Raw genomic sequence first — 22546 nt, forward strand, 5'->3', positions numbered from 1 at the left:
TCGGCGGACCGGCTCCGTTGGGCAGACGACTAATGGACACCGCGGGTCGAGCGGCTTGCAGCCCGAGCCGATACTACCACGTGCGGCAGCAAATTCACGCATTCACTCCCTCACGAATTCAGTCCTCCCGCGAGCGACCCGTCGGCGGACCGGTCCCGCTGGGCAGACGACTAATGGACACCGCGGGTCGAGCGGCTTGCAGCCCGAGCCGATACTACCACGTGCGGCAGCAAATTCACCAATTCAGTCCCTCACAAATTCAGTCCTCCCACGAGCAACCCGTCGGCGGACCAGCTTCGCTGGGCAGACGACTAACGAATACCGCGGAGTCGAGCCCTCTCCGGCGCCGAGCCGATACTACCACGTGCGGCAGCGAATTCACGAATTCAGTCCCTCATCCATTCACCACTTAACCCACCCCCGTTAAAGACTGTTAACAAAGGGCCAACGCACCAACCAAATTAGCGGTCAGATCGTCTTATTACCGTGCTTTCTGCCACGAAAAACCACGCACACCGAATTAATAAAATAGTCCCATGAAAAAGTTTCTCTTAATCGTATTTGTCGCCGTGTTGGGCGGGCTGATTGCCCTCGGCGGCGCCAATTATCTCGGTTGGGGTGACACCCGCTACGTCGAAGTAGCCGGCACCCCCTCCAGTTTCACCAATTTTGCCAATGCACCCAGTACCCGGGTGGTACCCGCTCCGACCGACGGCTTCGTCGTGGCGGCCGAACGCGCCTTGCCGGCGGTAGTCCACATCAAGGCCAGCAAGTCGGTCAGCAGTGGCGGACGGATGCAGACGCCCTTTGGCGATATCGATCCCGATCAACTCCCCGACGCTTTCCGTGACCTGTTCGGTAACCCGGGCGGACGCGGTGACGGCGGCGAGATGCCCCTCCAGCAGGGAAGCGGTTCCGGCGTGATCGTAAGCAGCGATGGCTACATCGTTTCTAATAATCACGTAGTGGCCGACGCCGAGACCCTGGAAGTCGTACTGAACGACGAGCGTACCTACACCGCCAAGGTCATCGGTACCGACCCGACCACCGACATCGCCCTGATCAAGATCGACGAGACCGACCTGCCGACCGTTCAGTTCGCCAACAGCGACGACGTGAAGGTTGGCGAATGGGTCGTGGCCGTTGGGAACCCCTTCAGCCTCACCAGTACCGTGACCGCCGGTATTGTAAGCGCCAAAGGCCGCAGCATCGACATCGTACGTCGTAGCGGCGGCGACCTCGCCATCGAGTCTTTTATCCAGACCGACGCCGTAGTCAACCCCGGCAACAGTGGCGGTGCCCTGGTGAACCAGAACGGCGACCTGATCGGCATCAACACCGCCATCAGCAGCCCCACCGGTGTCTTCGCCGGCTATAGCTTCGCCGTACCCTCCGCCATCGTTAAGAAAGTAGCCGAGGACCTGCGCGAGTTCGGCGTCGTACAGCGCGGCCTGCTCGGTGCTCAGATCCGCCAGCTCAATACCCCCTACGCCAAGGAGCTCGACATCGACCGCAACAACGGGGTGTACGTAGCCGAAGTGATGGAAGGCAGTGCCGCCCAGGAAGCCGGCATCCAGAGTGGTGACGTTATCCTGGCCGTAGACGGTGTCAAAACCCTCCGCAGCAGTACCCTGCTCGAGCAGCTCGGACGTCGCCGGCCCGGTGACAAAGTAACCATCACCGTAGAACGCGACGGCAATCGTCGGGACTACGAGGTGCGCCTGAAGAATAGCAACGGTACTACCGATGTCATCCTCCCCGAGGAAAAGCCCGAAGTCTACGCCGACCTCGGTGCCGACTTCGAGAATCTGGACGAAGACTACGCCGCAGAGCTTAACCTCGAAGGCGGCGTAGCCATCGCCGAACTGGGTAATGGCCTCCTGTCCGAACAGACCCGCGTTCGCCCGGGCTTCATCCTCACCAAGGTCAACGGCCGCGAAGTGACCAACGTGGAGCAACTCGAGCGCCTCCTCGACGTAAGCCGCGGTGCCGTGACCCTCGAGGGTTTTTACCCCGACGATCCAGAGAAATCGGTGAAGTACGCGATCGTAAAGTAGCGCACGGTACAACCGATAAGCTTTAAAAAATGGCGACTCTCCTGCATTGGGGGGTCGCCTTTTTTTAGGTTGGAAGGAGAGAAGTAGTGAATTCTTGAAGTAGTGATTTAGTGAATGGGCCGCAATACCCACCCGCCCTGGAAGCTAACATCTACAAGTCAGTACAGCACGGGCGGCATATCTCAGCTGCCTCCACGCAGCCAGCAGCCATTCGAGCCGGAGGTCTTCATTCCCTTTTGCTCATTCTTTTAAAGATTGGGTCAACCTGCTCCCGGAACTTGTGGCGATTCCGCTGCCCTTCGCCCCGAAGTCCGCCCTCCAAATGCGGAGCCATTCAGTCCCCCAACCATTAACTCCTTATAGCTCCTCCCCATCCTCGAGCGGAGCCATTCAGTCCCTCAACCATTCACCAATTCACTCCCTGGACCTCGAGCGGAGCCATTCAGTCCCCCAACCATTAACTCCTTATAGCTCCTCCCCATCCACGAGCGGAGCCATTCAGTCCCTCAACCATTCACCAATTCACTCCTTGGACCACGAGCGGAGCCATTCAGTCCCTCAACCATTCACCAATTCACTCCTTGGACCACGAGCGGAGCCATTCAGTCCCCCAACCATTCACCAATTCACTCCTTGGACCTCGAGCGGAGCCATCCAGTCCCTCACCCATTCACTCCTTGGACCTCGAGCGGAGCCATTCAGTCCCTCAACCATTCGCCAATTCACTCCTTGGACCTCGAGCGGAGCCATTCAGTCCCTCAACCATCCACCAATTCACTCCTTGGACCTCGAGCGGAGCCATTCAGTCCCTCAACCATTCACCAATTCACTCCTTGGACCACGAGCGGAGCCATTCAGTCCCTCAACCATTCACCAATTCACTCCTTAGACCTCCCCCCTCCCCACGTAATAAACCTGCCCGGGTGAATCGTTAAGCTTTGTATACCAGATACGTTACCTTCGCGGCCCCCTTCAAAGCAGAATATGAGTATCAAAGTTGGCATCTTTTTCGGCGGTCCTTCCCGGGAGCGCGAGATTTCCTTTGCCGGGGGGCGGACGGTATACGACAACCTCGACAAATCCCTTTTCGAGCCGGTGCCCATCTTCGTCGATAGCTTCCGGCGGTGGTATCTGCTCGACTGGCAGTACCTCTACCGGGGTAGCATCCGTGACTTTTTTCCGCCCGTGGCCATGGCCCCGGAAAGCAAGCACGGCTTCCAGGTGTACCAGGAAAGCCTCGGGCCGAAAGACGAACTGGCCCTCGAGGAAATGGGCAGCCACGTTGGGCGCCGCATCCGCCGCGAGGAACTGCCCGAACTGATCGACATCGCCTTCCTGGCCCTCCACGGGGAGTACGGAGAGGACGGCCAGTTGCAACGCGAACTCGAGTACGCCGGGGTGCCCTACACGGGCAGTGGCGTGGAAGCCAGCGAGATCGGGATGGACAAGGCCGTCCAGAAAGAAATGATGGCGCGCGACGGATTTCCCTCCCCGCCCATCCTCGTAATTGAAAAGGAGAACCTGGCGGCCACGCCCATCGAGCAACTTTTCGCCGATTCCGTCGAGCAAATCGGCTGGCCCATGGTGGTGCGCCCCGCCCGCCAGGGCAGCAGCATCGGCGTGGCCATCCTCGACGAGGAGGAAGGCCTCGCCGGCTTCGAGCACGCCGTCAACGCGGCCTTCTTCCGGGAGGCAATCCTGCTTACGGACTACGCCGAACGGTCCGCCACCGACCGCATCGAATACGTGCGCCGCGTGAGTGACCTGCGCGACGGTATCGCCTTTCCGATGGACGCCCAGCGCGGCGACCACCGCCTGACCATCTATACCCCGGACGATCTGCACGACTACCTCGAACGGGCGGCTGCCGACGGCGGCGACCCGCTGGTCCTGCTGGAAGGACACCAGACCGAGCAGCGCGTTATCATAGAGGGCTTCATCAGTGGTAAGGAGTTTTCGACCATCGTTCTGCGCAAGCCCGACGGCGGGGTAGTGGCGCTGCCGCCCACCGAGATCGTCAAGTTCGAGGGCGAGCTGTTCGATTACCGGAGCAAGTACCTGCCCGGCCGCAGCCGCAAGGTGACGCCCATCAACCTGCCGGGCGACGCCATCCAGCGCATCCGCATCGAGACGGAACGCCTCTTCCAGCAGCTCGGCTTTCACGTCTACGCCCGCATCGACGGCTTTTACACCGCCGACGGCACCATCTTCCTGAACGACCCGAATACGACCAGCGGCATGATGCCCTCGTCGTTCTTCTTTCACCAGGCGGCCGAGATCGGGCTGAGCCCCTCCCAATTCCTGACGTACATCATCCGGACCAGTTTGCAGGAGCACGGGCACACGGACCTGATGCAGCAGGTAGACGCGGATCTAGATGCTTTGGCGGCGAGCGCAGGTGCAAAGGAACGCGTTGCCGTATTGCTCGGTGGCACCAGCTTCGAGCGCCACATCAGTGTCGAATCCGGGCGCAACGTATACGAAAAGCTTTCCTCCAGCGAAGCTTACCGCCCCCTGCCCGTATTTCTGACCGCCCCTATTGATACCCGGCACCAGGACGAAGACTTCGTGCTCTACCAATTGCCGGTCAACCTGCTCCTCAAGGACAACGCCGACGACATCCGCGATAAGCTGGCCAAGCAGGAAGAGCACCCCGTCATCCGGGAGATCCGCGACGCCTGCCGCGCCATCACTGCCCGCTATGCCGACCCCGACGTGGTCTTCCACCCCGATCACCTGCCCCTGGCGGAATTGCCCGACCGGGTGGACCTGGTCTTCATTGCCCTCCACGGCCGCCCCGGTGAGGACGGACAAGTACAGCGGAAGCTCGAAACCCTAGGCCTGCCCTACAACGGCTCCAGCCCGGAGAGCTCCGAAGTGACCATCGATAAATACGCCACCCTACACGCCCTCTACGACGGCGGCCTCCCGGTCACCGAACAATTACTGGCTACGAAACAGGACTTCCAGCTGAACGCGAAGGGCTTCCTGCAGCGGGTGGAGGAGCGTTTCGGCTTCCCCATCATCGCCAAGCCCGTGGATGACGGCTGCAGCTCGGCCGTCCTTCTGCTGCGCAACCGCGAACAACTGGAAGCCTACTGCCGGCTCACCTTCGAGCCGGGTGGCACCACCGAACGGGCCGCCCGCCGGACCCTGAAGATCGGTGAGCAGGCGGAGTGGCCGCTGGGGAAATCCACCATCCTTTTCGAATCGCCGATCACGGCCGAAGGAGCCCCCAAATTCCTGGAGATCACCGGGGGCATGCTCACCCACTTCGACGCCAGCGGCGATCTGCGCTACGAGGTCTTCGAACCGAGCGAGGCCCTGGCCGGGGGCGAAATCCTCAGCCTGGAGGAGAAATTCCTGGCCGGTGAGGGACAGAATCTGACCCCGGCCCGATTGGCCAGTGGAAATTACGATTACCAGCACGTAGCCAAACAGGTAAAACGCGACCTGGAGAAAGCCGCCCGCATCCTGGACGTCACCGGCTACTGCCGCATCGATGCCTTCGTGCGCGTGCACGAGGACGGCCGGGCGGAGACCATCGTGATCGAGGTGAACAGCCTGCCGGGCATCACGCCGGCCACCGCCATCTTCCACCAGGCGGCCATCGCCGGCTACCAGCCTTACCAGTTCATTGCCGCTATCCTGGACTTCGCCAAGGAACGGCAGCGCCGGCAAGGGTTACCCCCGCTGATGGCGTCGGAGGCTGTGGCAGTTACCCCTTCCCTCGAAAACGCGACACCCGCGCTTCCCGATAGCTATCGGGACCCAAAAAAAAAAGCTAGCTCCGTGGTTACGACGATCCTGAAAAACGTAGTGGCCGCGCTGCTATTCTTCGCTCTGGTCTTTCTCGTGCTGAAGTTCGGCCTGGATTGGTACACCAACCACGGCGAAAGCATGGCGCTGCCCACCTTCGAGGGGATGCAGATCGATCAGGCGCGGGCGCTGGCCGAGGACAACGGGTTGGGCCTGGACGTGACCGTCGGCCCCTTCGACCCCGAAAAGCCGGCCGGGCTGGTCGTGCAGCAACAACCGCCCGTCGGCAGCCGGGTGAAGAACAACCGGACGGTGTACCTGACCGTACTCAGCGAGGATGCGCCCGACGTGGCCCTGCCCGGCCTGGTCGGCAACTACGACTACAACCAGTACGTCCGCCTCCTCAAGGTAAAGAACCTGAAGTACCGTATCCGCGAACGGCAGTTCGACGCCCGGCAGGAAGACGGTACCATCCTCTACATGTACTACGACGACCGCAAAATCACCGACGAAGACCTGCGTGAGGGCGTCACGGTGCCGATGGGCAGTACGATTGACTTCGTGATTACCCAGCGGCGTGGCGACAACGTCCAGCTGGAAGATTATCGGTGCCAGACCTTTGGCACCGCTGAATTCGCGATCACGGGTAGCCAGCTGGTGATCGGCGAGGTGATCGGTGAGGTAAGCAACCGCAACGAGGCGTACATCACCCGTACCGACCCCGCGCCGGGCAGCCGCCTGGAAACCGGTGCCAAGGTGGACCTCTACCTGAGTCAAACGCGGCCGGCTGACTGCGACTAGACCAATCTTATCGCGGCCGGCCACGTTCCGTAGTTTCTAACAGACACTGATGAAGCTTTCCCTACTGTCCCTGTTCCTGGTATGGGGCGCCCTACTCGCCGCCCAGCAAATCGTGCCGCTCGCCGAGCACGCCCAACTCCGCCGAGGAGGGGACCCACCCGCTCCCGCGGCCCTGATGACCTGCGAAAATCCCGACTTGTCGGGTATAGAGCGGATCGTGGCCGGAGCATTCAATACCATCCGTGTGGAACTGGATACCGCCGGACTGGGCAGCGACCTAACCGATTACCGCTGCATCGGCTGCGACGAAGCCGCCTTCGGCACCGTGGAACTGCGCAACGACACGGTCGTTTACACTTCCCTCCCCGGCGTGGGGCAGGGGCTCGATACCCTGGGATTTACCGTCTGCTCGGCCACCGTCTGCGCGGACACGACCACCCTCGTCTTTCTCGTACAGCGGGAGGGGCGCACCATCGAGTTGGGCAACCAGCTCATAGAACCCGAATCGTCGACGGAAATCATCGTCCCCGAACCCGAGCTACCGGGAGGAGCGTTTTGCCGCACGATCACCAACTGTGCCGACGCCTACCCCGGGCGGGGGCAACGGTTTGCCTTCCTTACCGATAGCGACGCCGGTAACGACTTTCGCTACAAGGCGGCCCGCTACGGTGGTACCGACACGGTCTGCGTCACGGTTTGCAATGCGTACGGGCTCTGTGATACCTACCGAAGCACCTTCGAGATCAACCGCCAGCCGGTCGCCCTGCCGTTCTTCGACGACTTCAGCTACGACGATATCCGCCCGGAGGTAGCCCTGTGGCAGGATGCGGACGTACTGGTCAACCGCACTTACGGGGTACGGCCCCCCTCCATCGGGGTGGCTACCTTCGACGCCATCGATTACGCCGGACAATCGTACCAGCAGATCGGCAATGGCCGCCGGGCAAATCCCCGCGATTACCTGACGTCGGTGCCGATCCGGCTCGCCGGGCAGAGCGGCACCGTCCTCTCCTTTTACTTGCAGGCTAAGGGATACGGCAACCGGCCGGAAGTTATGGACAGCTTCCTGGTACAGTTTCTGGCGCCCGATGGGGAGTGGGATACCGTCTTTTCACGGGAGGGGCTGCTGAATACTTCCCCCAACACCTTCCTGCCCGATTTCACCGGGGAATCGGTGCCCGTGCCCGCGGCTTACCAGTACGACGGCTTCCAGTTTCGCTTCGTGAACCTAAGCACCGAGCGGGGTTCGGTCGACAACTGGAACCTGGATTACGTAAAACTCAGCAATCAGTCTACCAGCTTGGTCACCCAGGATCTTGCCCTGATCGAGGAACCCTTTCGGCTTATCGCTCCCTATACCAGCATACCGGTGCGCCACCTGCAGGCCGGCGGACAAAGCCTCCTGGCGGATTCCATTTTCCTGAAAATGTGGAACCACCGGGCGGACGTGACCCCGGTAACCGCTTCTCGCTACCGGGTGACCGACGCGACCGACGGCACCCTGGTGGGGGAGGGCGGACTGATTCCGTCGCCGTATTTCGGTCAGGATAACGGCATCGCCCCGAGCGGCATCGAGGTGCGCGGGGCTACTTTCGATCAGCTGCCGTCGTACGGGGCAGTGCGCAACTACCTATTTGCGCTTGATCCGGCGGAAGACTATACCCTCGCCACCACTTACCAGCTTACGGTCGCGACCGAGGACGGCGGTTTTGCCCCCGGTATCCTGCGGAATAGCACGGCGACCCAGTTGACCGAGCTGGCGGACCACATGGCCTACGACGACGGCACGGCCGAGGTGGCCATCGAGGGGCAGGGGGGCAACATCATCGTACAGCGGTACACGGCCTTCGTGGCGGACCAACTCATCGGTATTCGGATCCGCCTACCGCGGGTACTGGACGGGGCCGGCGATCAGGGCATCACCCTCGTGGTGTACGGGGAGGGCCAGGACGGAGCCCCAGGCGAGCTGCTGTATTCAGCCGATTATCCTTTGCTGTACCCCGAGGATATCTTCGACGATTCGTTGCAGGCCTTCACGAGTTACGCGCTGACCGAAGCGGTGGACCTGCCAGTGGGGAGCTTTTTCGTCGGGTGGCAACAACAGGAGGCCGACCGCTCGCTATCGGTGGGCTTCGACCGCAACAATCCGCTGACCGAGGGGCAGTACTTCGATGCGGGCAACGGGTGGCAGGAGCTCGAGGGATCGACCCGGGGCGCTATCATGATCCGGCCGCTTTTAATCGGGGCGGATGTGCGCCCTACGGCGACCGACGAGCGGGAATCCCTGACTGAGTTCATCCGCCTTTATCCGAATCCGACGGAGGACGTGGTGAACATCGGCTTGCCCAGTTCGCTTATAGACAAGGACTTACGAATTAACGTATACGCAATGGACGGTCGCTTGGTAGCCCGACAGCGCGGAACCACGGTGGTGGATGTATCCGCCCTCACGCCGGGAATGTACCTACTGGAATGCCGGATCGGGGAGCGGATCGGCCGGCAAAAGTTCGTGCGCCGTTAATCTATTTCTTGCTTATTCTTGTTGGGTCCCACCAAACCGGATAACCTAAAAGTGACGATGGAAGCTACCGTAGAGGAACTGAAGAAGAGAGAGAAAGAAGGCAAGAACGATTACGTTCTGCTAGACGTGCGGGAGGATTACGAGCGCACGGAATTCAATGTGGGGGGAATCCACGTCCCGCTGGGTCAACTGAGTATGTCAATGGACAAACTGACGCCCTACAAGGAGCAGGAGATCATCATCTACTGCCGCAGCGGGAAACGATCGGCCATGGCCCAGGAGCTGCTCCGGCAGTCGGGATTTAAGAACGTTCGCAATCTGGAAGGGGGTATGCTGGCCTACCAGAAGTAGGAAATTACCGTTTCCGATACACCTCGACTTCGAAACCGGCCTGACGTACCCGGTCCGCCATTTCCGTTGCCTCCCCGTACGATCCCGTACGATCGACGAGGGCGACGGCGTAGGTGCCGCGGTCGAAATTCTCAAGGGTGGTTCGGCTGAAACCGGCCTCCCTGAGATTGCGAATTCGTGTACGAGCATTGATTTCCTGGCGAAAAGCGCCGGCAATTACCAAAAAATTGACTCCCGCACTCCCCATGGCCGTCACACTGCTATCCCGGCTGTTAGCGGGCACAAGGTCCTGAAAACGTTTGGGTTGCATGTTTTCCATGGGATCGGTATCGGCTTGGCCGTCAGCGATCGCCAGGGAATCTCCGGTCCGAGATGTTGGTAAGTCCGCCCGATTGGTCTTATCTTCGAACTCAGTTTGGCTTTGTTCTGAAGCGGCGATCGCCCGAGAAACCAACAGCGCGAGCGCAATCAGGCAAACTACAAGGATTAAAGGGATCAGAATAGATGTCTTCTTCATTGTTTACAAGTGTTTATCGCCAAGCTCCCGAAACCCTAAAGATATAAAGCGTGGTGTCGATTTGCTGTAATCGGCTGGAATTCCGTTTACCTCATTTGCACCACCCCCTCCGGGGACAAGAATTTGTCAAGTGTTTGCTTTTTGGAAAGACCGTTTTTTCAGGGAGTGCCCTTCGGGCGCTCCCTTTTTTTATCTTTTCAACCATTCTTTTGGTCCAACGTTGGCAGTACTATGTCGGAAACTTTACCCATTCACCTGCCGGGTGCGGCGATGGACGACCCCAACGCCCCCGGCCGTAAGGAAGACCACATCGAGCTTGCCTTTGATTCCCAGGCCGATCGAGACGGGCTGGACGAACGTTTCGACTACGAACCTTTATTAGCCGCTCATCCCCTTCCGGGCAGCTACGGCACTATGGACTGGGGCGGCAAGGAATTGCGGGCTCCGCTCTGGGTGAGCAGCATGACCGGGGGTACCGAAAAGGCCCTGGTAATCAACCACAACCTGGCCCGGGCGGCGGGGGAATTCGGGCTTGGTATGGGCCTCGGTTCCTGCCGTAGCCTGCTCTACGACGACCACCGCTTCGACGACTTCAACGTACGTCCCCTGGCGGGCGACGGCGTCCCCATTTATGCGAACCTCGGCGCCGCGCAGGTGCAACGCTTACTGGAGGACGGCGATTCCGTTCTCATCCCCCAACTCATCGACTCCTTGCAGCTGGACGGCCTGATCATTCACGTCAATCCGCTACAGGAGTGGCTGCAACCCGAAGGAGACCGCTTCACGGCACCGCCACTGGAATCGATCCGGGAAGTGGTTCGCCTCTTCCCCGAACTGGCGGTGATCGTCAAGGAGGTAGGGCAGGGGATGGGCCCCGCGAGCCTGAAGGAACTGCTCCGGCTACCGATCCTGGCACTGGATACGGCGGCTAACGGCGGAACGAATTTCAGCAAACTGGAGCTCTTCCGTTCCGATGCCCTGGCCCGGATGGCGTACGCGGGGCTGACCCGGGTCGGGCATTCCGCCGAAGGAATGGTACGGCAGATCAACGCCCTGGTGGCGGAAAATCCGGACGAAGTGCGCTGTGCTAAAGTGATCATCAGTGGTGGCGTGCGGACCTTCCTCGATGGCTATCACCTGACCTCGCTCAGTTCGCTGCCGGCCATCTATGGTCAGGCGTCGGCCCTGTTGCGGCACGCCCGGGAAGACTACGGCAGTCTCCAACGGTACGTGGCGACCCAGGTACGCGGGTTGGAACTGGCGAAGGCCTATCTTCGTCCCCGGCTTTAACCATACCCACGTACCCGTGTCCGAAAACATCCGGGAGAATCACCGCGTCAGCGGTTTCAGCAAGTTCGATAAGCAAGCCCGCCGACGGTGGCTGCTCGATCACTTTTTACCCGGTCACGACAGCGGAGATTTTGCCTTTTTCGATGCGACCAATCCGGATCTCCAGGAGGTAGTCGACAATTTTAGCGAAAATACCCTTGGTAACTTTCCGCTTCCCTTCGGCGTAGCCCCCAACTTCCTCATCAACGGAAAGGTGTACGCGGTACCGATGGTCATTGAGGAGAGCAGCGTGGTCGCCGCCGCGAGCAGTGCCGCCAAGTACTGGTTGACCCGCGGCGGATTCGAGGCGGAGGTGATCGCCACCGAAAAGCTGGGGCAGCTCCATTTCCGCTGGGGAGGCCATCCCGACCGGCGCGCGGCCCTGTTTCCCGAGCTGGAGCGGCGGCTGCGGCACGTTACCTCCGGCATCACGGCCCGGATGGAAACCCGCGGCGGCGGGGTGCGCGGCATGCAGTGGAAACACCTCCCGGCGGTCAACGAACAGTGCTATCAGCTGCTGGTCCGCTTCGGCACCGGCGACAGCATGGGAGCAAATTTTATCAACACGGTGCTGGAGGCCTACGCCACCGAAATCGAATTGTGGTCTTCGGACAGCGAGCAGCTTAACGCCCGCGAACGGGACCTCGAAGTCGTGATGGCCATCCTGAGCAACCATACGCCGAATTGCACGGTACGGACGTGGGTCCGCTGCCCGATCGAGCAAATGAATTTAGCGGGCTCCGGCGTGGATGCGGCTGATTTCGTGCGCCGCTTCTGCTTCGCCGTCGACATCGCCCGGCAGGATCCCTACCGCGCGGTGACCCATAACAAGGGCATCATGAACGGCATCGACGCCGTGGTGCTGGCTACCGGCAATGACTTTCGGGCGGTGGAATCCGCGGCCCACGCCTTCGCCGCCGAGGGCGGAACCTACCGGTCGCTGAGCCGGTGCCGGGTGGTCGACGGGATATTCCACTTCGAACTGACCGTGCCGCTGGCCCTGGGTACCGTGGGCGGACTGACCCGACTGCATCCGCTGGCCGACATCGCCCTCGACATGCTCGGGCGCCCTTCCGCCGAGGAATTGATGTGCGTGGCCGCCGCCACTGGACTGGCCCAGAACTTCGCCGCCCTGCGCAGCCTGGTGACCACTGGCATTCAACGGGGACACATGCGGATGCACCTGCAGAATATTCTCTCCAGCCTCGAAGCCACCGTTACGGAGCGCAAGGCGGCAACCGGTTTTTTCGACGGGCGGACGGTGAGCCACCACGGCGTACGGCAGTACCTGGAGAAGCTTCGGGGGTAATGCTGAATGGGTGAAGTAGGGAACGGTGGCATTGCTTCCGCCTGGCAAGGGCTCGAAGGGTTGACCTCCGGAATGCTGCCGCACGACATTTCCATCCCTCCGGCTTTTGTCTCCCGGGCTAAGTAGCTAGAGCCCCATCTCCAGCTACCGCGGAGGGGGGGAAGCCAGATCTCATACACTGTTCGGTGTTCCGCTACGGATGAATCCCTTATGCTTAGGGGACCGCTCTAATCAAGTCCGCCATCCTTATTCCGGGAAGTATAAAATGAAAAAGCCCCACTCCTGACGAAGTGGGGCTTTCGTGTTGCGCCTCAGAAAGGGCTCGAACCTTTGACCTACGGATTAACAGTCCGCCGCTCTAACCAACTGAGCTACTGAGGCAAAATTTTTATGTCAACGCACGCTCATTTAGCACAGTTGTCGTGGTCTCGGATCTTTGACCTACGGATTAATCCCGATAGCTATCGGGACCGCTCTAACCAACTGAGCTACTGAAGCAGAAGCGCTAAGCGGACGCAAATTTACGTCGTCCGGGTTTATTTTGCAATCTTTGCAGCCCCAAAAATAATATTTATGAGCTTGCTCGCAGTTGGAACCCTTGCCTACGATGATGTTTACACCCCCTACGGGGAGGTAAAAATGATCGAGGCGGGTAGCTGTACGTACATTGCCATGGCCGCTACCTACTTCGTGCAGCCCGTACAGGTCGTTTCCGTTATCGGTGGCGATTACAACGATGATTTCCTCGCCGACCTGCAGCGTCGCGGCTCCGACCTGGAGGGCGTGGAGGTGATTCCGGAAGGAAAGTCGTTCTACTGGGCCGGCCGCTACCACGACGACATGATGGGCCGCGATACGCTGGACACCCAGCTGAACGTGCTCGCCGACTTCGATCCCAAGGTGCCGGAAAGCTACCGGAAGGCGCCCTACGTCATGCTGGGCAACCTGACCCCGGCCGTGCAGTCGCGGGTGCTGGATCAACTCACGGAGCGCCCCAAGTTGGTCGCCCTCGACACCATGAACTTCTGGATGGACCACGCCCTGGAAGACCTGATGGCCGTACTGAAGCGCATAGACGTGCTCATCATCAACGACGAGGAAGCCCGCCAGCTCAGTGGTGAGCTGAGCCTGCTAAAGGCGGCGGCCAAAATCGTGGAAATGGGGCCCAAAATCCTCATCATTAAGAAAGGAGAGCACGGAGCCCTGCTCTTCGAGGGGGAGAACCTCTTTTCGGCGCCCGCCCTGCTCCTACCCAAAGTGGTCGACCCGACCGGGGCCGGGGATACGTTCGCCGGCGGGCTCATCGGTTACCTGGCCGCCACCGACGACCTGAGCTTCGCCAACCTGAAGCGGGCGGTGATTTACGGATCGGCCATGGCAAGCTTCGTGGTCGAGGACTTCGGGACCCGCCGTATGCAGACGCTCGACCAGGAGCAGATCGACCGCCGGGTACAGCGCTTCGGCGAGCTGATGACGGTGAGCCTCTAAGTCCCGATGGAGGAATTCTTGCGCCAAGCGGCGGCTACCGACACCGTGGAGTGGCTAGCGACACTTACGGCTCTTGCCTACGTATGGCTTGCCGCCCGCGACAATAACTGGTGCTGGCTCTTCGCCGCCGTGAGTGCCGCATTGTGGGCGCACCAGTCTTTCGTGGTATACCGCCTCGTTTCGGACGCTCTGCTGCAACTCTTTTACCTGGTAATGGCCGGCGTGGGCATTTATCGGTGGCAGCGTACCGCTTTGGCGCCCGCCAAGGAAACCACGCTGGACGAACTTGCTATCACCGAAAGGCCAGCTCCGGGCTCCGGCATCGTGCGCATGACGCTGCGGGAACACCTGCTCACGATCGGTGGCGGCATCATCGGTGGCTTATTTTTGGGAGCGGTGGTTGGTTCGCTGACAACGGCGACCAGCACCTACGCGGATGCGATCACCACCACCCTCAGCGTAATCGCCACGTTTTTACTGATCGGCCGGCGACTGGAGAACTGGCTCTACTTCGTGGTCATCGATGCGGCGTACGTTCTCATCTACCTGCGCTCCAGCGCCCTCCTGTTTGCCGCCCTGATGGTGCTTTATGTCGTGATGGCGATCTACGGTTACCGCAACTGGCGGGGTTTGCTAGCCGTAGATCGTGGCTACGATGCCGCGGCCTGAGGCCCGGTTGCGAAACTCGCAGAGGTAGACGCCCTGCCAGGTGCCGAGATTGAGCCGGCCGGCGGTGATGGGCAGGGTGACGCTGTGGCCGATCATGGCCGCCTTGATGTGGGCCGGCATATCGTCGGGACCCTCGAGGGTGTGGACCAGGAAGGGCATGTTTTCCGGTACGATCTTGTTGAAGATGGATTCGAAGTCGGTAAGGACGTCCGGGTCGGCGGCCTCGTTGACGGTAATGGCCGCGGACGTGTGCTGGATGAAGAGGTGCAGCAAGCCCCGGTCGGGCAAAACGGGGAGCTGCTCCATGATCTCGCGGGTCACGACGTGGAAGCCGCGGGGCCGGGCTTGAAGGCGGAAAGTTACTTGGTCGACCACGGTAGCGGGGTTTAGATCGGGCAAAAGTACGGAGGAGTGAACAGAGCCCCCCCGATTGACCTATCAAAGAAGAAATTACCCTAGCTTATGAAAGTTTCCCCGAAGTTGGTAGGATTCGTACTTCGCCTCTTTGCCATAATCGGCGTGGTTGCTATTCTGTACTTCGGCAAGTCGGTTTTACTCTTGCTGACCGTTGCCGGTTTGATCGCCATTCTGCTGAACCCCGTGGACAACAAACTTCGCAGCTGGGGCTGGAAGCCGGGCCTCGCCATCGCGGCGTCGGTTTTCCTGCTGGTCCTTTTCTTCGCCGGCATATTTTTTGCGATCGGACAGCAGGCAACCAGCTTCGCGCAAAACTGGCCCGAGATCGAGGACCGCATCAGCCAGCAGATCGAGCGGGCCAAGGAGCAGATCCCCGTGCTTCCCGGCGGTGCTACGACGGAGGCCTCCGATTCCACCTCGACGGGGCAGCAAAGCGGTAGTGCTTCCGGCCAGTCCGCCGACGGGGGAAGCAGCGGGGGAAGTATGCTGCAAAACCTGCCCTTCGGGCAGTCCCAGATTACGGGCGCCCTTTCCAGCACCCTCAGCGTACTCGGTGATTTCCTGCTCATGTTTGTCTACATCGTCCTCTTCCTGAGCCAGAAGGAGCGGTTGCGGGAATTCGTCCTGCGGCGGGCGCCGGATGAAAAACGCGGGGAAACCCACCAGACCATCAATGAGGCCCTCGACGTGGCCCAGCAGTACCTCAAGGGGCGGCTGATCCTCATACTCATCCTGTCGGTGCTTTACGGCGTCGGCTTCTCGCTGGTGGGGCTCAACTACGCGATCGTGATCGCCGTGCTGGTGGCCATCCTCAGCATTATCCCTTACCTGGGCAACATCATCGGGGGAGGGATCGCGGTGGCGATCGCCGTGGCCAGTGGCGGGGGAACGACCATGATTTTGGGCGTGCTCGGCACGATGGCCGTAGCGCAGGTACTGGAAAGTTACATTCTCACGCCCCTTATCGTGGGGGACGAGGTGGACATTAACCCCCTCACCACCATAGTGGCCGTCATTGCCTTTACGGTGATGTGGGGAGCGGTGGGCGCGATCGTGGCCATCCCCGTGGTGGCCATCATGCGTATCGTCTTTAAACATATCAACGGCATGGAGGATTACGCTTACCTTCTCGGACAGGAATAAGCCGTAGCCGGCCTATCTTACCCCCTCAATTTTACCTTATGCCCGTAGTTTACACCGCCATCACCCACGCCCACTCCGGCCTTCGCTGGATCGTGCTCATCCTGCTGATCGTCGCCATCGCCCGTGCGCTCTCTATGCGCAGCAGCGGGACGGTATACCCGGGCAAGGACCGCTGGGCGCTGTTCGGTCTGATTTCGGTGCACATTCAGCTGCTGCTCGGGCTGCTACTGTACTTATGGCTCAGCCCCTACGGCATAGCCGCCGACGTCCCCGAGGATGCCGGCCAGTCGGTAGCGAAGTACTACAACTGGGTACACTGGTGGGTGATGATCATCGCCACGGTGCTGATCACCGTCGGCTACAGCAAGGCGAAGCGGCAGGCGGAGCTGAACAAGGGCTGGAAAACGGTCGCGAAATACTACGGCGCTGGGCTGTTCCTGATTCTGGCGGCCATTCCCTGGCCGTTCTACCCGGGCCTGGAGAGCGTGGGCCTGGGGTAAGCCTCACCACCGAAAGCGCACCTCGGCTCCGAGGGTCGGCTGGATATCGGCGTAGTCTCCCGGTGCGGCGCCGACGCTCAGCCCGGCGAGCCAGTGACCGGTCAGTCGGTAGAGTATCCCCGCTTCCGCGTTGGGGATGAGCCAGTCCTGGCCGGTAGTCAGCGGGAAGCTGACTACCCGGGAGGAGGTTTGGGTCCAGCCTGCCGCATTTAGCCTGGTCGACAGTCGGTATTCGTCCTGTTCCATAGTACGGAGAGCCAGTTGAATCCCTCCCTGTACCCAGGGTTTCCACTTACCGGAGGTAGGAAATTCATAGCCGGCGTTGAACGAAACTAACCACATCCGGAAGCGACTCTCCCGGAACGCCACGTATTGATCCTGCTCTTCCACGATAAACCGGCGGGCGGCCTTTTCCAGTAGATAGTCGGACCGGAAGTGGGTAGCGCCCACGGCGAAGGTTATTCCCGCACGGGTACGTCGGTGTAGCTGAAGCTGCAGCACGGGCTCTAATTTTACCGGGCTCACGCCCAAATCGGCAAGTTGGTAGAGCATACGCAGTTGTCCGTCCACCACGAATCCGGTAGCGCCCTGGGTGGTTATGACGGATGGTTCGTCTGCGTAGGTTTGTACGGAAGTCTGGGGTTCCCGCGGATTGGGATACAGGTTCAGGCGTAGGTCCCATGTCCCGCGCCGTGGCTGCAGGACAGGGCTTACCGACGAAACCACGGGGGGAAGGATGGGCCGCTCGGCGGCATACCGGAGTGACGGCACGGTAGGTACGGAGCGGGTGCTTCGGGAGGGTAGGGGGGGCGTTACGGCTTCCGCGGGGCGGTACACGGTAGTGCGGATGGCCGCCAGGGTATCCGTTGGTTGCAGGAATACCCGATGCCGTACCGTTTCGGGCAAGTTGCCCCGTTTCAGCTCAGTAAATCTTCCAACTTCGGCTTTGGTCTCGGAATCCCTCGTGGCCGGAAGGTTACGCGCTTGCAGGTCGGTACCGTCCTCAAGGGCGGGTAAGGTGGTGGCTGGCTTCGCATCCGTGCTCTCTTCGGTGGGATACGACCAGTACGCCAGTCCGGCAACCGCAAATAGCAGTAGCGTAAGGAAGTAAACAAGCCAGGGCGCTCCGGCTGCGGGTTGTTGGCCGAGGCGTCGCTGGAGTTCCGTAAACCCTCCGGGGGGCGGGCCGCCGGGTTGCGGTTCCTGACTGCCCTGCCGCAGTATGTCTTCCAGGTCAAGCATTGTTGAAGTTGATGGTAGGGTTAAAAAAAGGGGTAGCCAGGCGTTTCAGGTGTCGGCGGGCCTTGTGCAGATTGCTCTTGGAAGAGCCCACGCTGATGTGGAGGCGGTCGGCGATCTCGGGGTGGGAGTAGCCCTCGAGTACGTAAAGGTTAAAGACCAGCCGGTAGGAAGGCGGCAGGGATTGCAGGAGTTGGTAAAGGTCCTCGGTATTCAATCGGTCGACGGCGGCGTTAAAGGTCATTTGGGCCGGAAGGGGGACGATCCTGAGATCGCGCTGCCGACGCCGGTACGCATCAATGGCGGTATTGACTACGATGCGCCGGAACCACGGGAGGAAACTTTGGGGAAGATCGTCCAGGTGGGGGAGGCTTTGGAATAGCTTGAGGAAGCTGTCCTGGAGTACCTCCTCCGCCGACTGCCGGTTATCGCTGTAGTAAAGGGCCACCGTGAGCCCGTAGGGGTAAGCCGCCGTATAGAGGGCGCGCTGCGCGGCGGCATCCTCGCGGGTGCTGCCCAGTACTAATTCGTGAATTTCTCTTTCGTCCCACATCAGGCTGCGAGAAATTTATTTAGCGATGACGATGGAAAATTCTCCCTCCCCCGTCAGCTGTTCGGACAGTGATGTGAATTGTCCGATCAGCTCGTTGTCCGACCAACCGTCAATGGTAAAGTTCACGGGTACGGATGACCAGCTGCTGCTGTCCACGTGGGGGCACCCCATGGTGGAGTCGTCGTACAGGTCCGCAAAGGATACGAAGCCCCGCAGGGAAGCGATCGGGTAGGGCAAGGTATAGAGCGGATCGAGGGGAAAGGACAACTCGACCAGTTCGGTAACCTCAGCATCTATCCGCCGGATAACCAGGAAGTATTGATCGGGATCCCGTTCCGCGCTCACGGAATCGATGTTGTAAGTCTGGTAGTAATTATTGAGCCAGGCCCCCGGGGGTTGGGTGAGCTTGAACGTTCGTTCCCCGATTCGTCCCCGGAGGAAGTCGTTTTCGCCGACGGCCGTGATCGATTCGGTAGTGTTCTCGCAGCCCAGCAACAGGCAAAGGAGGAATAGCGGTAGTAAGGGGCGGGACATAGCGGGGTGATTGGCTTTATGGACATCACGCACGTTTTCCCGGTGGGGTTGCCTCAGTCGGCGTGCGGCTGCTCAATTAGCGTATCGCTTTCCCGTTTATTCACCACGCCGACCCCCAGGATCTGTAGCAGTATGGACAGCGCCACCAGCAGGATGATCACGTAGACGATCTTCTTGAGCGTGGAGGTTTTCTTTTCGGGCGGCGGGGGCGCAGGAGCGGGGCGGGTCGGGGGCACGGTAATGCGGTTTGGTGACCCCTTCGAAACGGCTCGCGGCGGGTTGTGTGCGGACGAGGCGGACCGGGGAGGACGATGTATGAAAAACGAAATACGGTGGCAGCCTGCCGGGCAGACGAGCTACCGCTCGGCGGACCAGCAGGCGCCCGCAGCCGGAGCTCCCAAACCCGGCAAGGGAGAAAAATCTTACCCATTCCGTAACCTTCCCCGAAAAGCGCAGTACTTCCCCCCGCAAGCAGCAACCAACCACCCTTTGGCAGCGACCGACGAAACACTGATGGAAGAAGTAGCAGCGGGAAAGATCCACCGGCTCTCCCTGCTCTACGACCGGTATAAGGCGCCGCTGCTGGGCTTTCTGATCAACCGTACCTATTCGGATCGCGCCACGGCGGAGGACCTGCTGCACACGACCTTCGAACGGGTCATCAAATACCGCACGAGCTGGCGCCCAGACGCCTGCTTCAAGACCTGGGTGTTCACCATCGCCCGCAACGTACACCGCGACCACCTCCGCCTGGAGGGGCGCATGCCGCTGAACGACGAGTTCGAATTCGGTAGCCTCGCCCACGAGGAGGAAGAACGCTACCCCGACTGCCGCCGCGCCCTGGCCGCCTTGCCCGACAACTACCGGGTGGTGGTGGAACTGGCCTGGCAGCGCAACATGAAGTACGCCGATATCGCCGCCGTGCTCGGCACCACGGAAGCCAACGTCAAGGTGCGCATGCACCGGGCCTGCAAGCAGCTACGGACCAACTACCACAATCTGAACCAACCATGAACCGCATACCCCAAAGCGAATTGATCGACTACCTCGCCGGGGAGCTCAGCCCGGAGCGGGAAGCGGCCGTCGAGGCAGCTTGCACGAGCGACCCGGATACGGCCCGCGAACTGGCTTCTCTCCGCCAACTGCGGGAAGCTACCGCCTCGGTGACCGACCCGGAGCCGAGCCCCGCCGCCGACCAACGGTTCGCCAAGATGCTGGCCGGCTACGGGGAAAGCACCGAATCGCCTACCGAACCGGCTCCCCGTCCCGCATCCGTACGGCACCTGCGCCCCGTCGCCCTGCTCGGTATGGCCGCGAGCCTGATGCTGTTGGTCTTCGGGCTGGGGTGGTACTTCGGCCGCAGCGATACCAGCGAGCTCGAACGCCAACTCGCCGCTACCCGAACCCTCATGCTCGAATTAATGGAAGCCGAACAACCCACCACCCGCATGCGCGCCGCCACGGTGAGTCTGGAGGTGGAGGTAGCCGACCCGGTCATCATCCGCAACCTCGGCCACCTGCTGCGAACCGACGAAAAAGCAAACGTGCGCCTTGCCGCCCTGGACGCCCTGGTCCGCTTCGAAAGTGCCCCCGCCGCCCGTGACGAAATGCTCGCCGCCATGGCCGGCGACCCACCCCCCGCCGTGCGCGTCCAGCTCCTCGAAACCCTGGTCGCCCTCAACGAGAAGCGGGTGCTTCCCTACCTCGAAGAAATTATTAACAACGACCGTATCCCCCGCCCCCTCCGCGACGCCGCGGAACTCGGAACCTTCAAACTAATCTGATTATGCTTATTTCCCTCCGCATCCTTTTTCTGTTTTTTCTGGCCACGCCGTTGCTGGCCCAAGAGGATTTTAAACTAGCGGCCGCCGGCAAGACGGTTGTTTTCTCCGAGATCGATCACCTGACCATCGTGGGCACCTCCGGCAGCGAGCTAATCGTGGAAGGCAGTGGTTCGGCCACCGACCGCGACGACCGGGCCGCGGGCCTGCGCCAGATCAGTGCCTCCGGTCTGAAGGACAACACCGGCACCGGGCTCAACGTCACGGAGAGCGGCGGTACCATCCGGGTAGCCCAGGTGGGCGGCGACGGGGAAAAGGTGACCGTACGGGTACCCAACAGCGCGAGCGTCACCGTCGAACAGAGCACCCACCGCGGCGGCGACCTCGTCGTCCGTGACTTCTCCGGCAGCCTCGACGTCTCCATGATGTACCACAAGGCCGAGCTCGAGAACGTGACCGGACCCCTGGCCGTAAATACGGTCTACGACGATATCGTCGCCACCTGGGATGCCGCCCCGACCGAAGAGGTACGCCTCCACTCCACCTATTCGGACGTCGACATAACCCTACCCGCTACCACCAAGGCGGACGTGCGGTTGTCCACCGGCTACGGAAGCATGTACACCGACTTCGACATCCAGATCAAATCCAATACCGTAGCCGGCAACGAGGAAAACCCCGACTACGACCGACCCAGCGAAGTCAACACCAGTAAACTCAGCGGCACCATCAATGGCGGCGGTACCCTGATCACCCTGACCGCTACGTACGACAATATTTACCTCCGCAAGCAGTAATCCTTTAACCCATCCCCATGCTACGTATACTCCTTAGCAGCCTCCTGCTGGCTGCCGGCCACCTCTCCGCCCAGTCGGATCCGCGGATCATCCCAACCAACGGAGCCACCCACCTCGACATCACGGCCAACTTCGGCGACGTGGAGTTGGTCCCCTCCCACACCGACCAACTCACGCTGCGCCACGTGGTGGTGATCAACGGAGTCGAACGGCCCGAGCTGGGCGAGATCACCGTCGACCGGCGGGGAGACCGGCTGATCGTCGCCGAAACCAGCCCGACGGAGGATCAGCTGTCCCGGGAGTGCGCGGCCCAGCGCGCCTCCGGTGGCAACGGCCGCCAGTACAACTGCAACAGCCGGATCGAACTGCAAATTGCCGTCCCGGCCGGCATGCAGGTGGAGGTGGATACCAAATACGGCGGCGTGCACGTGGCCGATATCGCCGGACTCACCCGCGTACACAGCACCTACGGCACCGTGGAGGTCGACCACCGCGATCTCTCCGGCTCCGCGGAACTGGATCTGTACAGCAACTACGGGGAGGTGGACCTTACCCTGCCGGCCAACGCTACGGCGGAGTTGGAGCTCATTACGGAATTCGGTACGCTGCTGACCGATTTCGATATCGCCATCGACGCGGAGGCCAGCGAGCAGCGGCAATTTTACGAACGCGTCGTAGGCACGATCGGACAGGGCGGCGGCGCGCAGGTGCGATGCCGGTCGCCCTACGATACCGTGTACCTCCGACGGGCCAAGTAACACCGGCGGGGCGGGAAACGTGT

At 60.9% G+C, this 22546-nt stretch carries 20 protein-coding genes and 1 tRNA gene; 14 read left to right on the forward strand and 7 right to left on the reverse strand.

Going from position 1 to position 22546, the window contains the following annotated elements:
• Positions 1 to 536 precede the first annotated feature (536 nt).
• The 4 genes from CLV84_RS03615 (at position 537) to CLV84_RS03630 (ending at position 9489) form a co-directional block, all read left to right on the forward strand.
• Complete coding sequence (locus CLV84_RS03615) at positions 537 to 2057, forward strand: trypsin-like peptidase domain-containing protein (protein WP_104418369.1); 1521 nt, start codon at positions 537 to 539, stop codon at positions 2055 to 2057.
• A gap of 984 nt (positions 2058 to 3041) precedes the next feature.
• Positions 3042 to 6617 carry a PASTA domain-containing protein gene (locus CLV84_RS03620; protein WP_104418370.1) on the forward strand — a complete coding sequence of 1192 codons (3576 nt, stop codon included), beginning with the start codon at positions 3042 to 3044 and terminating at the stop codon, positions 6615 to 6617.
• A gap of 49 nt (positions 6618 to 6666) precedes the next feature.
• A complete protein-coding gene (locus CLV84_RS03625; RefSeq protein WP_104418371.1) occupies positions 6667 to 9138 on the forward strand; it encodes a T9SS type A sorting domain-containing protein in 2472 nt (823 codons plus the stop codon).
• A gap of 57 nt (positions 9139 to 9195) precedes the next feature.
• Positions 9196 to 9489: a rhodanese-like domain-containing protein gene (locus CLV84_RS03630; RefSeq protein ID WP_104419497.1), complete on the forward strand. Its 294-nt coding sequence runs from the start codon at positions 9196 to 9198 to the stop codon at positions 9487 to 9489.
• A 4-nt stretch (positions 9490 to 9493) separates the two neighbouring features.
• Here the strand turns inward: CLV84_RS03630 and CLV84_RS03635 are convergent, their stop codons facing one another.
• On the reverse strand, positions 9494 to 10006 hold the full coding sequence (locus CLV84_RS03635; protein ID WP_146088695.1) for an SPOR domain-containing protein: 513 nt from the start codon (positions 10004 to 10006) through the stop codon (positions 9494 to 9496).
• Positions 10007 to 10237: 231 nt separating this feature from the next.
• On the opposite strand from CLV84_RS03635, the gene CLV84_RS03640 reads away from it, so the two are divergent.
• Both CLV84_RS03640 and CLV84_RS03645 read left to right on the forward strand, forming a co-directional pair.
• Positions 10238 to 11296 carry a beta/alpha barrel domain-containing protein gene (locus CLV84_RS03640; protein ID WP_245911371.1) on the forward strand — a complete coding sequence of 353 codons (1059 nt, stop codon included), beginning with the start codon at positions 10238 to 10240 and terminating at the stop codon, positions 11294 to 11296.
• A 16-nt stretch (positions 11297 to 11312) separates the two neighbouring features.
• On the forward strand, positions 11313 to 12644 hold the full coding sequence (locus CLV84_RS03645; RefSeq protein WP_170067501.1) for a hydroxymethylglutaryl-CoA reductase, degradative: 1332 nt from the start codon (positions 11313 to 11315) through the stop codon (positions 12642 to 12644).
• Positions 12645 to 12951: 307 nt separating this feature from the next.
• Here the strand turns inward: CLV84_RS03645 and CLV84_RS03650 are convergent.
• Positions 12952 to 13025: transfer RNA gene (locus tag CLV84_RS03650), tRNA-Asn, on the reverse strand.
• A 192-nt stretch (positions 13026 to 13217) separates the two neighbouring features.
• On the opposite strand from CLV84_RS03650, the gene CLV84_RS03655 reads away from it, so the two are divergent.
• Both CLV84_RS03655 and pnuC read left to right on the forward strand, forming a co-directional pair.
• Positions 13218 to 14132 carry a PfkB family carbohydrate kinase gene (locus tag CLV84_RS03655; protein ID WP_104418373.1) on the forward strand — a complete coding sequence of 305 codons (915 nt, stop codon included), beginning with the start codon at positions 13218 to 13220 and terminating at the stop codon, positions 14130 to 14132.
• A gap of 6 nt (positions 14133 to 14138) precedes the next feature.
• Positions 14139 to 14801, forward strand: a complete 663-nt coding sequence (gene pnuC / locus CLV84_RS03660; RefSeq protein ID WP_104418374.1) for a nicotinamide riboside transporter PnuC — start codon at positions 14139 to 14141, stop codon at positions 14799 to 14801.
• Here the strand turns inward: pnuC and CLV84_RS03665 are convergent.
• On the reverse strand, positions 14766 to 15176 hold the full coding sequence (locus CLV84_RS03665) for a secondary thiamine-phosphate synthase enzyme YjbQ (RefSeq protein ID WP_104418375.1): 411 nt from the start codon (positions 15174 to 15176) through the stop codon (positions 14766 to 14768). The genes pnuC and CLV84_RS03665 overlap by 36 nt on opposite strands.
• Positions 15177 to 15263: 87 nt before the next feature.
• On the opposite strand from CLV84_RS03665, the gene CLV84_RS03670 reads away from it, so the two are divergent.
• On the forward strand, positions 15264 to 16361 hold the full coding sequence (locus CLV84_RS03670; protein ID WP_104418376.1) for an AI-2E family transporter: 1098 nt from the start codon (positions 15264 to 15266) through the stop codon (positions 16359 to 16361).
• Positions 16362 to 16399: 38 nt separating this feature from the next.
• Positions 16400 to 16861: a cytochrome B gene (locus CLV84_RS03675; protein ID WP_104418377.1), complete on the forward strand. Its 462-nt coding sequence runs from the start codon at positions 16400 to 16402 to the stop codon at positions 16859 to 16861.
• 3 nt (positions 16862 to 16864) lie between these two features.
• Here CLV84_RS03675 and CLV84_RS03680 read toward each other — a convergent pair whose 3' ends face one another.
• The 4 genes from CLV84_RS03680 to CLV84_RS21440 are packed head-to-tail and all read right to left on the reverse strand — an operon-like array spanning position 16865 to position 19423.
• Positions 16865 to 18103, reverse strand: a complete 1239-nt coding sequence (locus tag CLV84_RS03680; protein WP_104418378.1) for a hypothetical protein — start codon at positions 18101 to 18103, stop codon at positions 16865 to 16867.
• Positions 18096 to 18653 carry an RNA polymerase sigma factor gene (locus tag CLV84_RS03685; RefSeq protein ID WP_104418379.1) on the reverse strand — a complete coding sequence of 186 codons (558 nt, stop codon included), beginning with the start codon at positions 18651 to 18653 and terminating at the stop codon, positions 18096 to 18098. Before CLV84_RS03685 ends, CLV84_RS03680 begins: the two co-directional genes overlap by 8 nt.
• Before the next feature lie 15 nt (positions 18654 to 18668).
• Entirely contained in the window at positions 18669 to 19187 is a 519-nt protein-coding gene (locus tag CLV84_RS03690) for a hypothetical protein (RefSeq protein ID WP_104418380.1), read from the reverse strand.
• A gap of 53 nt (positions 19188 to 19240) precedes the next feature.
• Positions 19241 to 19423, reverse strand: a complete 183-nt coding sequence (locus tag CLV84_RS21440; protein ID WP_146088697.1) for a hypothetical protein — start codon at positions 19421 to 19423, stop codon at positions 19241 to 19243.
• A gap of 253 nt (positions 19424 to 19676) precedes the next feature.
• Here CLV84_RS21440 and CLV84_RS03695 point away from each other — a divergent pair, with 253 nt between their 5' ends.
• From CLV84_RS03695 to CLV84_RS03710, 4 genes are read left to right on the forward strand one after another with little or no spacing between them, the layout of a single operon-like run.
• A complete protein-coding gene (locus CLV84_RS03695; RefSeq protein WP_170067552.1) occupies positions 19677 to 20201 on the forward strand; it encodes an RNA polymerase sigma factor in 525 nt (174 codons plus the stop codon).
• Positions 20198 to 20971, forward strand: coding sequence for a HEAT repeat domain-containing protein (locus tag CLV84_RS03700; protein ID WP_104418382.1), 774 nt, complete (start codon positions 20198 to 20200; stop codon positions 20969 to 20971). The genes CLV84_RS03695 and CLV84_RS03700 overlap by 4 nt, the downstream gene beginning before the upstream one ends.
• A gap of 2 nt (positions 20972 to 20973) precedes the next feature.
• Positions 20974 to 21765: a DUF4097 family beta strand repeat-containing protein gene (locus CLV84_RS03705; protein WP_104418383.1), complete on the forward strand. Its 792-nt coding sequence runs from the start codon at positions 20974 to 20976 to the stop codon at positions 21763 to 21765.
• A 17-nt stretch (positions 21766 to 21782) separates the two neighbouring features.
• Entirely contained in the window at positions 21783 to 22523 is a 741-nt protein-coding gene (locus tag CLV84_RS03710) for a DUF4097 family beta strand repeat-containing protein (protein ID WP_104418384.1), read from the forward strand.
• The last annotated feature ends 23 nt before the right edge of the window (positions 22524 to 22546 follow it).

Origin of the sequence: Neolewinella xylanilytica, assembly GCF_002934605.1 — a bacterium.
GTDB classification, from domain to species: domain Bacteria; phylum Bacteroidota; class Bacteroidia; order Chitinophagales; family Saprospiraceae; genus Neolewinella; species Neolewinella xylanilytica.

Coding starts and splice junctions, on each gene's coding strand:
- CLV84_RS03615 (WP_104418369.1), top strand. CDS start 537: ATGAAAAAGTTTCTCTTAATCGTATTTGTCGCCGTGTTGGGCGGGCTG.
- CLV84_RS03620 (WP_104418370.1), top strand. CDS start 3,042: ATGAGTATCAAAGTTGGCATCTTTTTCGGCGGTCCTTCCCGGGAGCGC.
- CLV84_RS03625 (WP_104418371.1), top strand. CDS start 6,667: ATGAAGCTTTCCCTACTGTCCCTGTTCCTGGTATGGGGCGCCCTACTC.
- CLV84_RS03630 (WP_104419497.1), top strand. CDS start 9,196: ATGGAAGCTACCGTAGAGGAACTGAAGAAGAGAGAGAAAGAAGGCAAG.
- CLV84_RS03635 (WP_146088695.1), bottom strand. CDS start 10,006: ATGAAGAAGACATCTATTCTGATCCCTTTAATCCTTGTAGTTTGCCTG.
- CLV84_RS03640 (WP_245911371.1), top strand. CDS start 10,238: ATGTCGGAAACTTTACCCATTCACCTGCCGGGTGCGGCGATGGACGAC.
- CLV84_RS03655 (WP_104418373.1), top strand. CDS start 13,218: ATGAGCTTGCTCGCAGTTGGAACCCTTGCCTACGATGATGTTTACACC.
- pnuC (WP_104418374.1), top strand. CDS start 14,139: ATGGAGGAATTCTTGCGCCAAGCGGCGGCTACCGACACCGTGGAGTGG.
- CLV84_RS03670 (WP_104418376.1), top strand. CDS start 15,264: ATGAAAGTTTCCCCGAAGTTGGTAGGATTCGTACTTCGCCTCTTTGCC.
- CLV84_RS03675 (WP_104418377.1), top strand. CDS start 16,400: ATGCCCGTAGTTTACACCGCCATCACCCACGCCCACTCCGGCCTTCGC.
- CLV84_RS03680 (WP_104418378.1), bottom strand. CDS start 18,103: ATGCTTGACCTGGAAGACATACTGCGGCAGGGCAGTCAGGAACCGCAA.
- CLV84_RS03685 (WP_104418379.1), bottom strand. CDS start 18,653: ATGTGGGACGAAAGAGAAATTCACGAATTAGTACTGGGCAGCACCCGC.
- CLV84_RS03690 (WP_104418380.1), bottom strand. CDS start 19,187: ATGTCCCGCCCCTTACTACCGCTATTCCTCCTTTGCCTGTTGCTGGGC.
- CLV84_RS03700 (WP_104418382.1), top strand. CDS start 20,198: ATGAACCGCATACCCCAAAGCGAATTGATCGACTACCTCGCCGGGGAG.
- CLV84_RS03705 (WP_104418383.1), top strand. CDS start 20,974: ATGCTTATTTCCCTCCGCATCCTTTTTCTGTTTTTTCTGGCCACGCCG.
- CLV84_RS03710 (WP_104418384.1), top strand. CDS start 21,783: ATGCTACGTATACTCCTTAGCAGCCTCCTGCTGGCTGCCGGCCACCTC.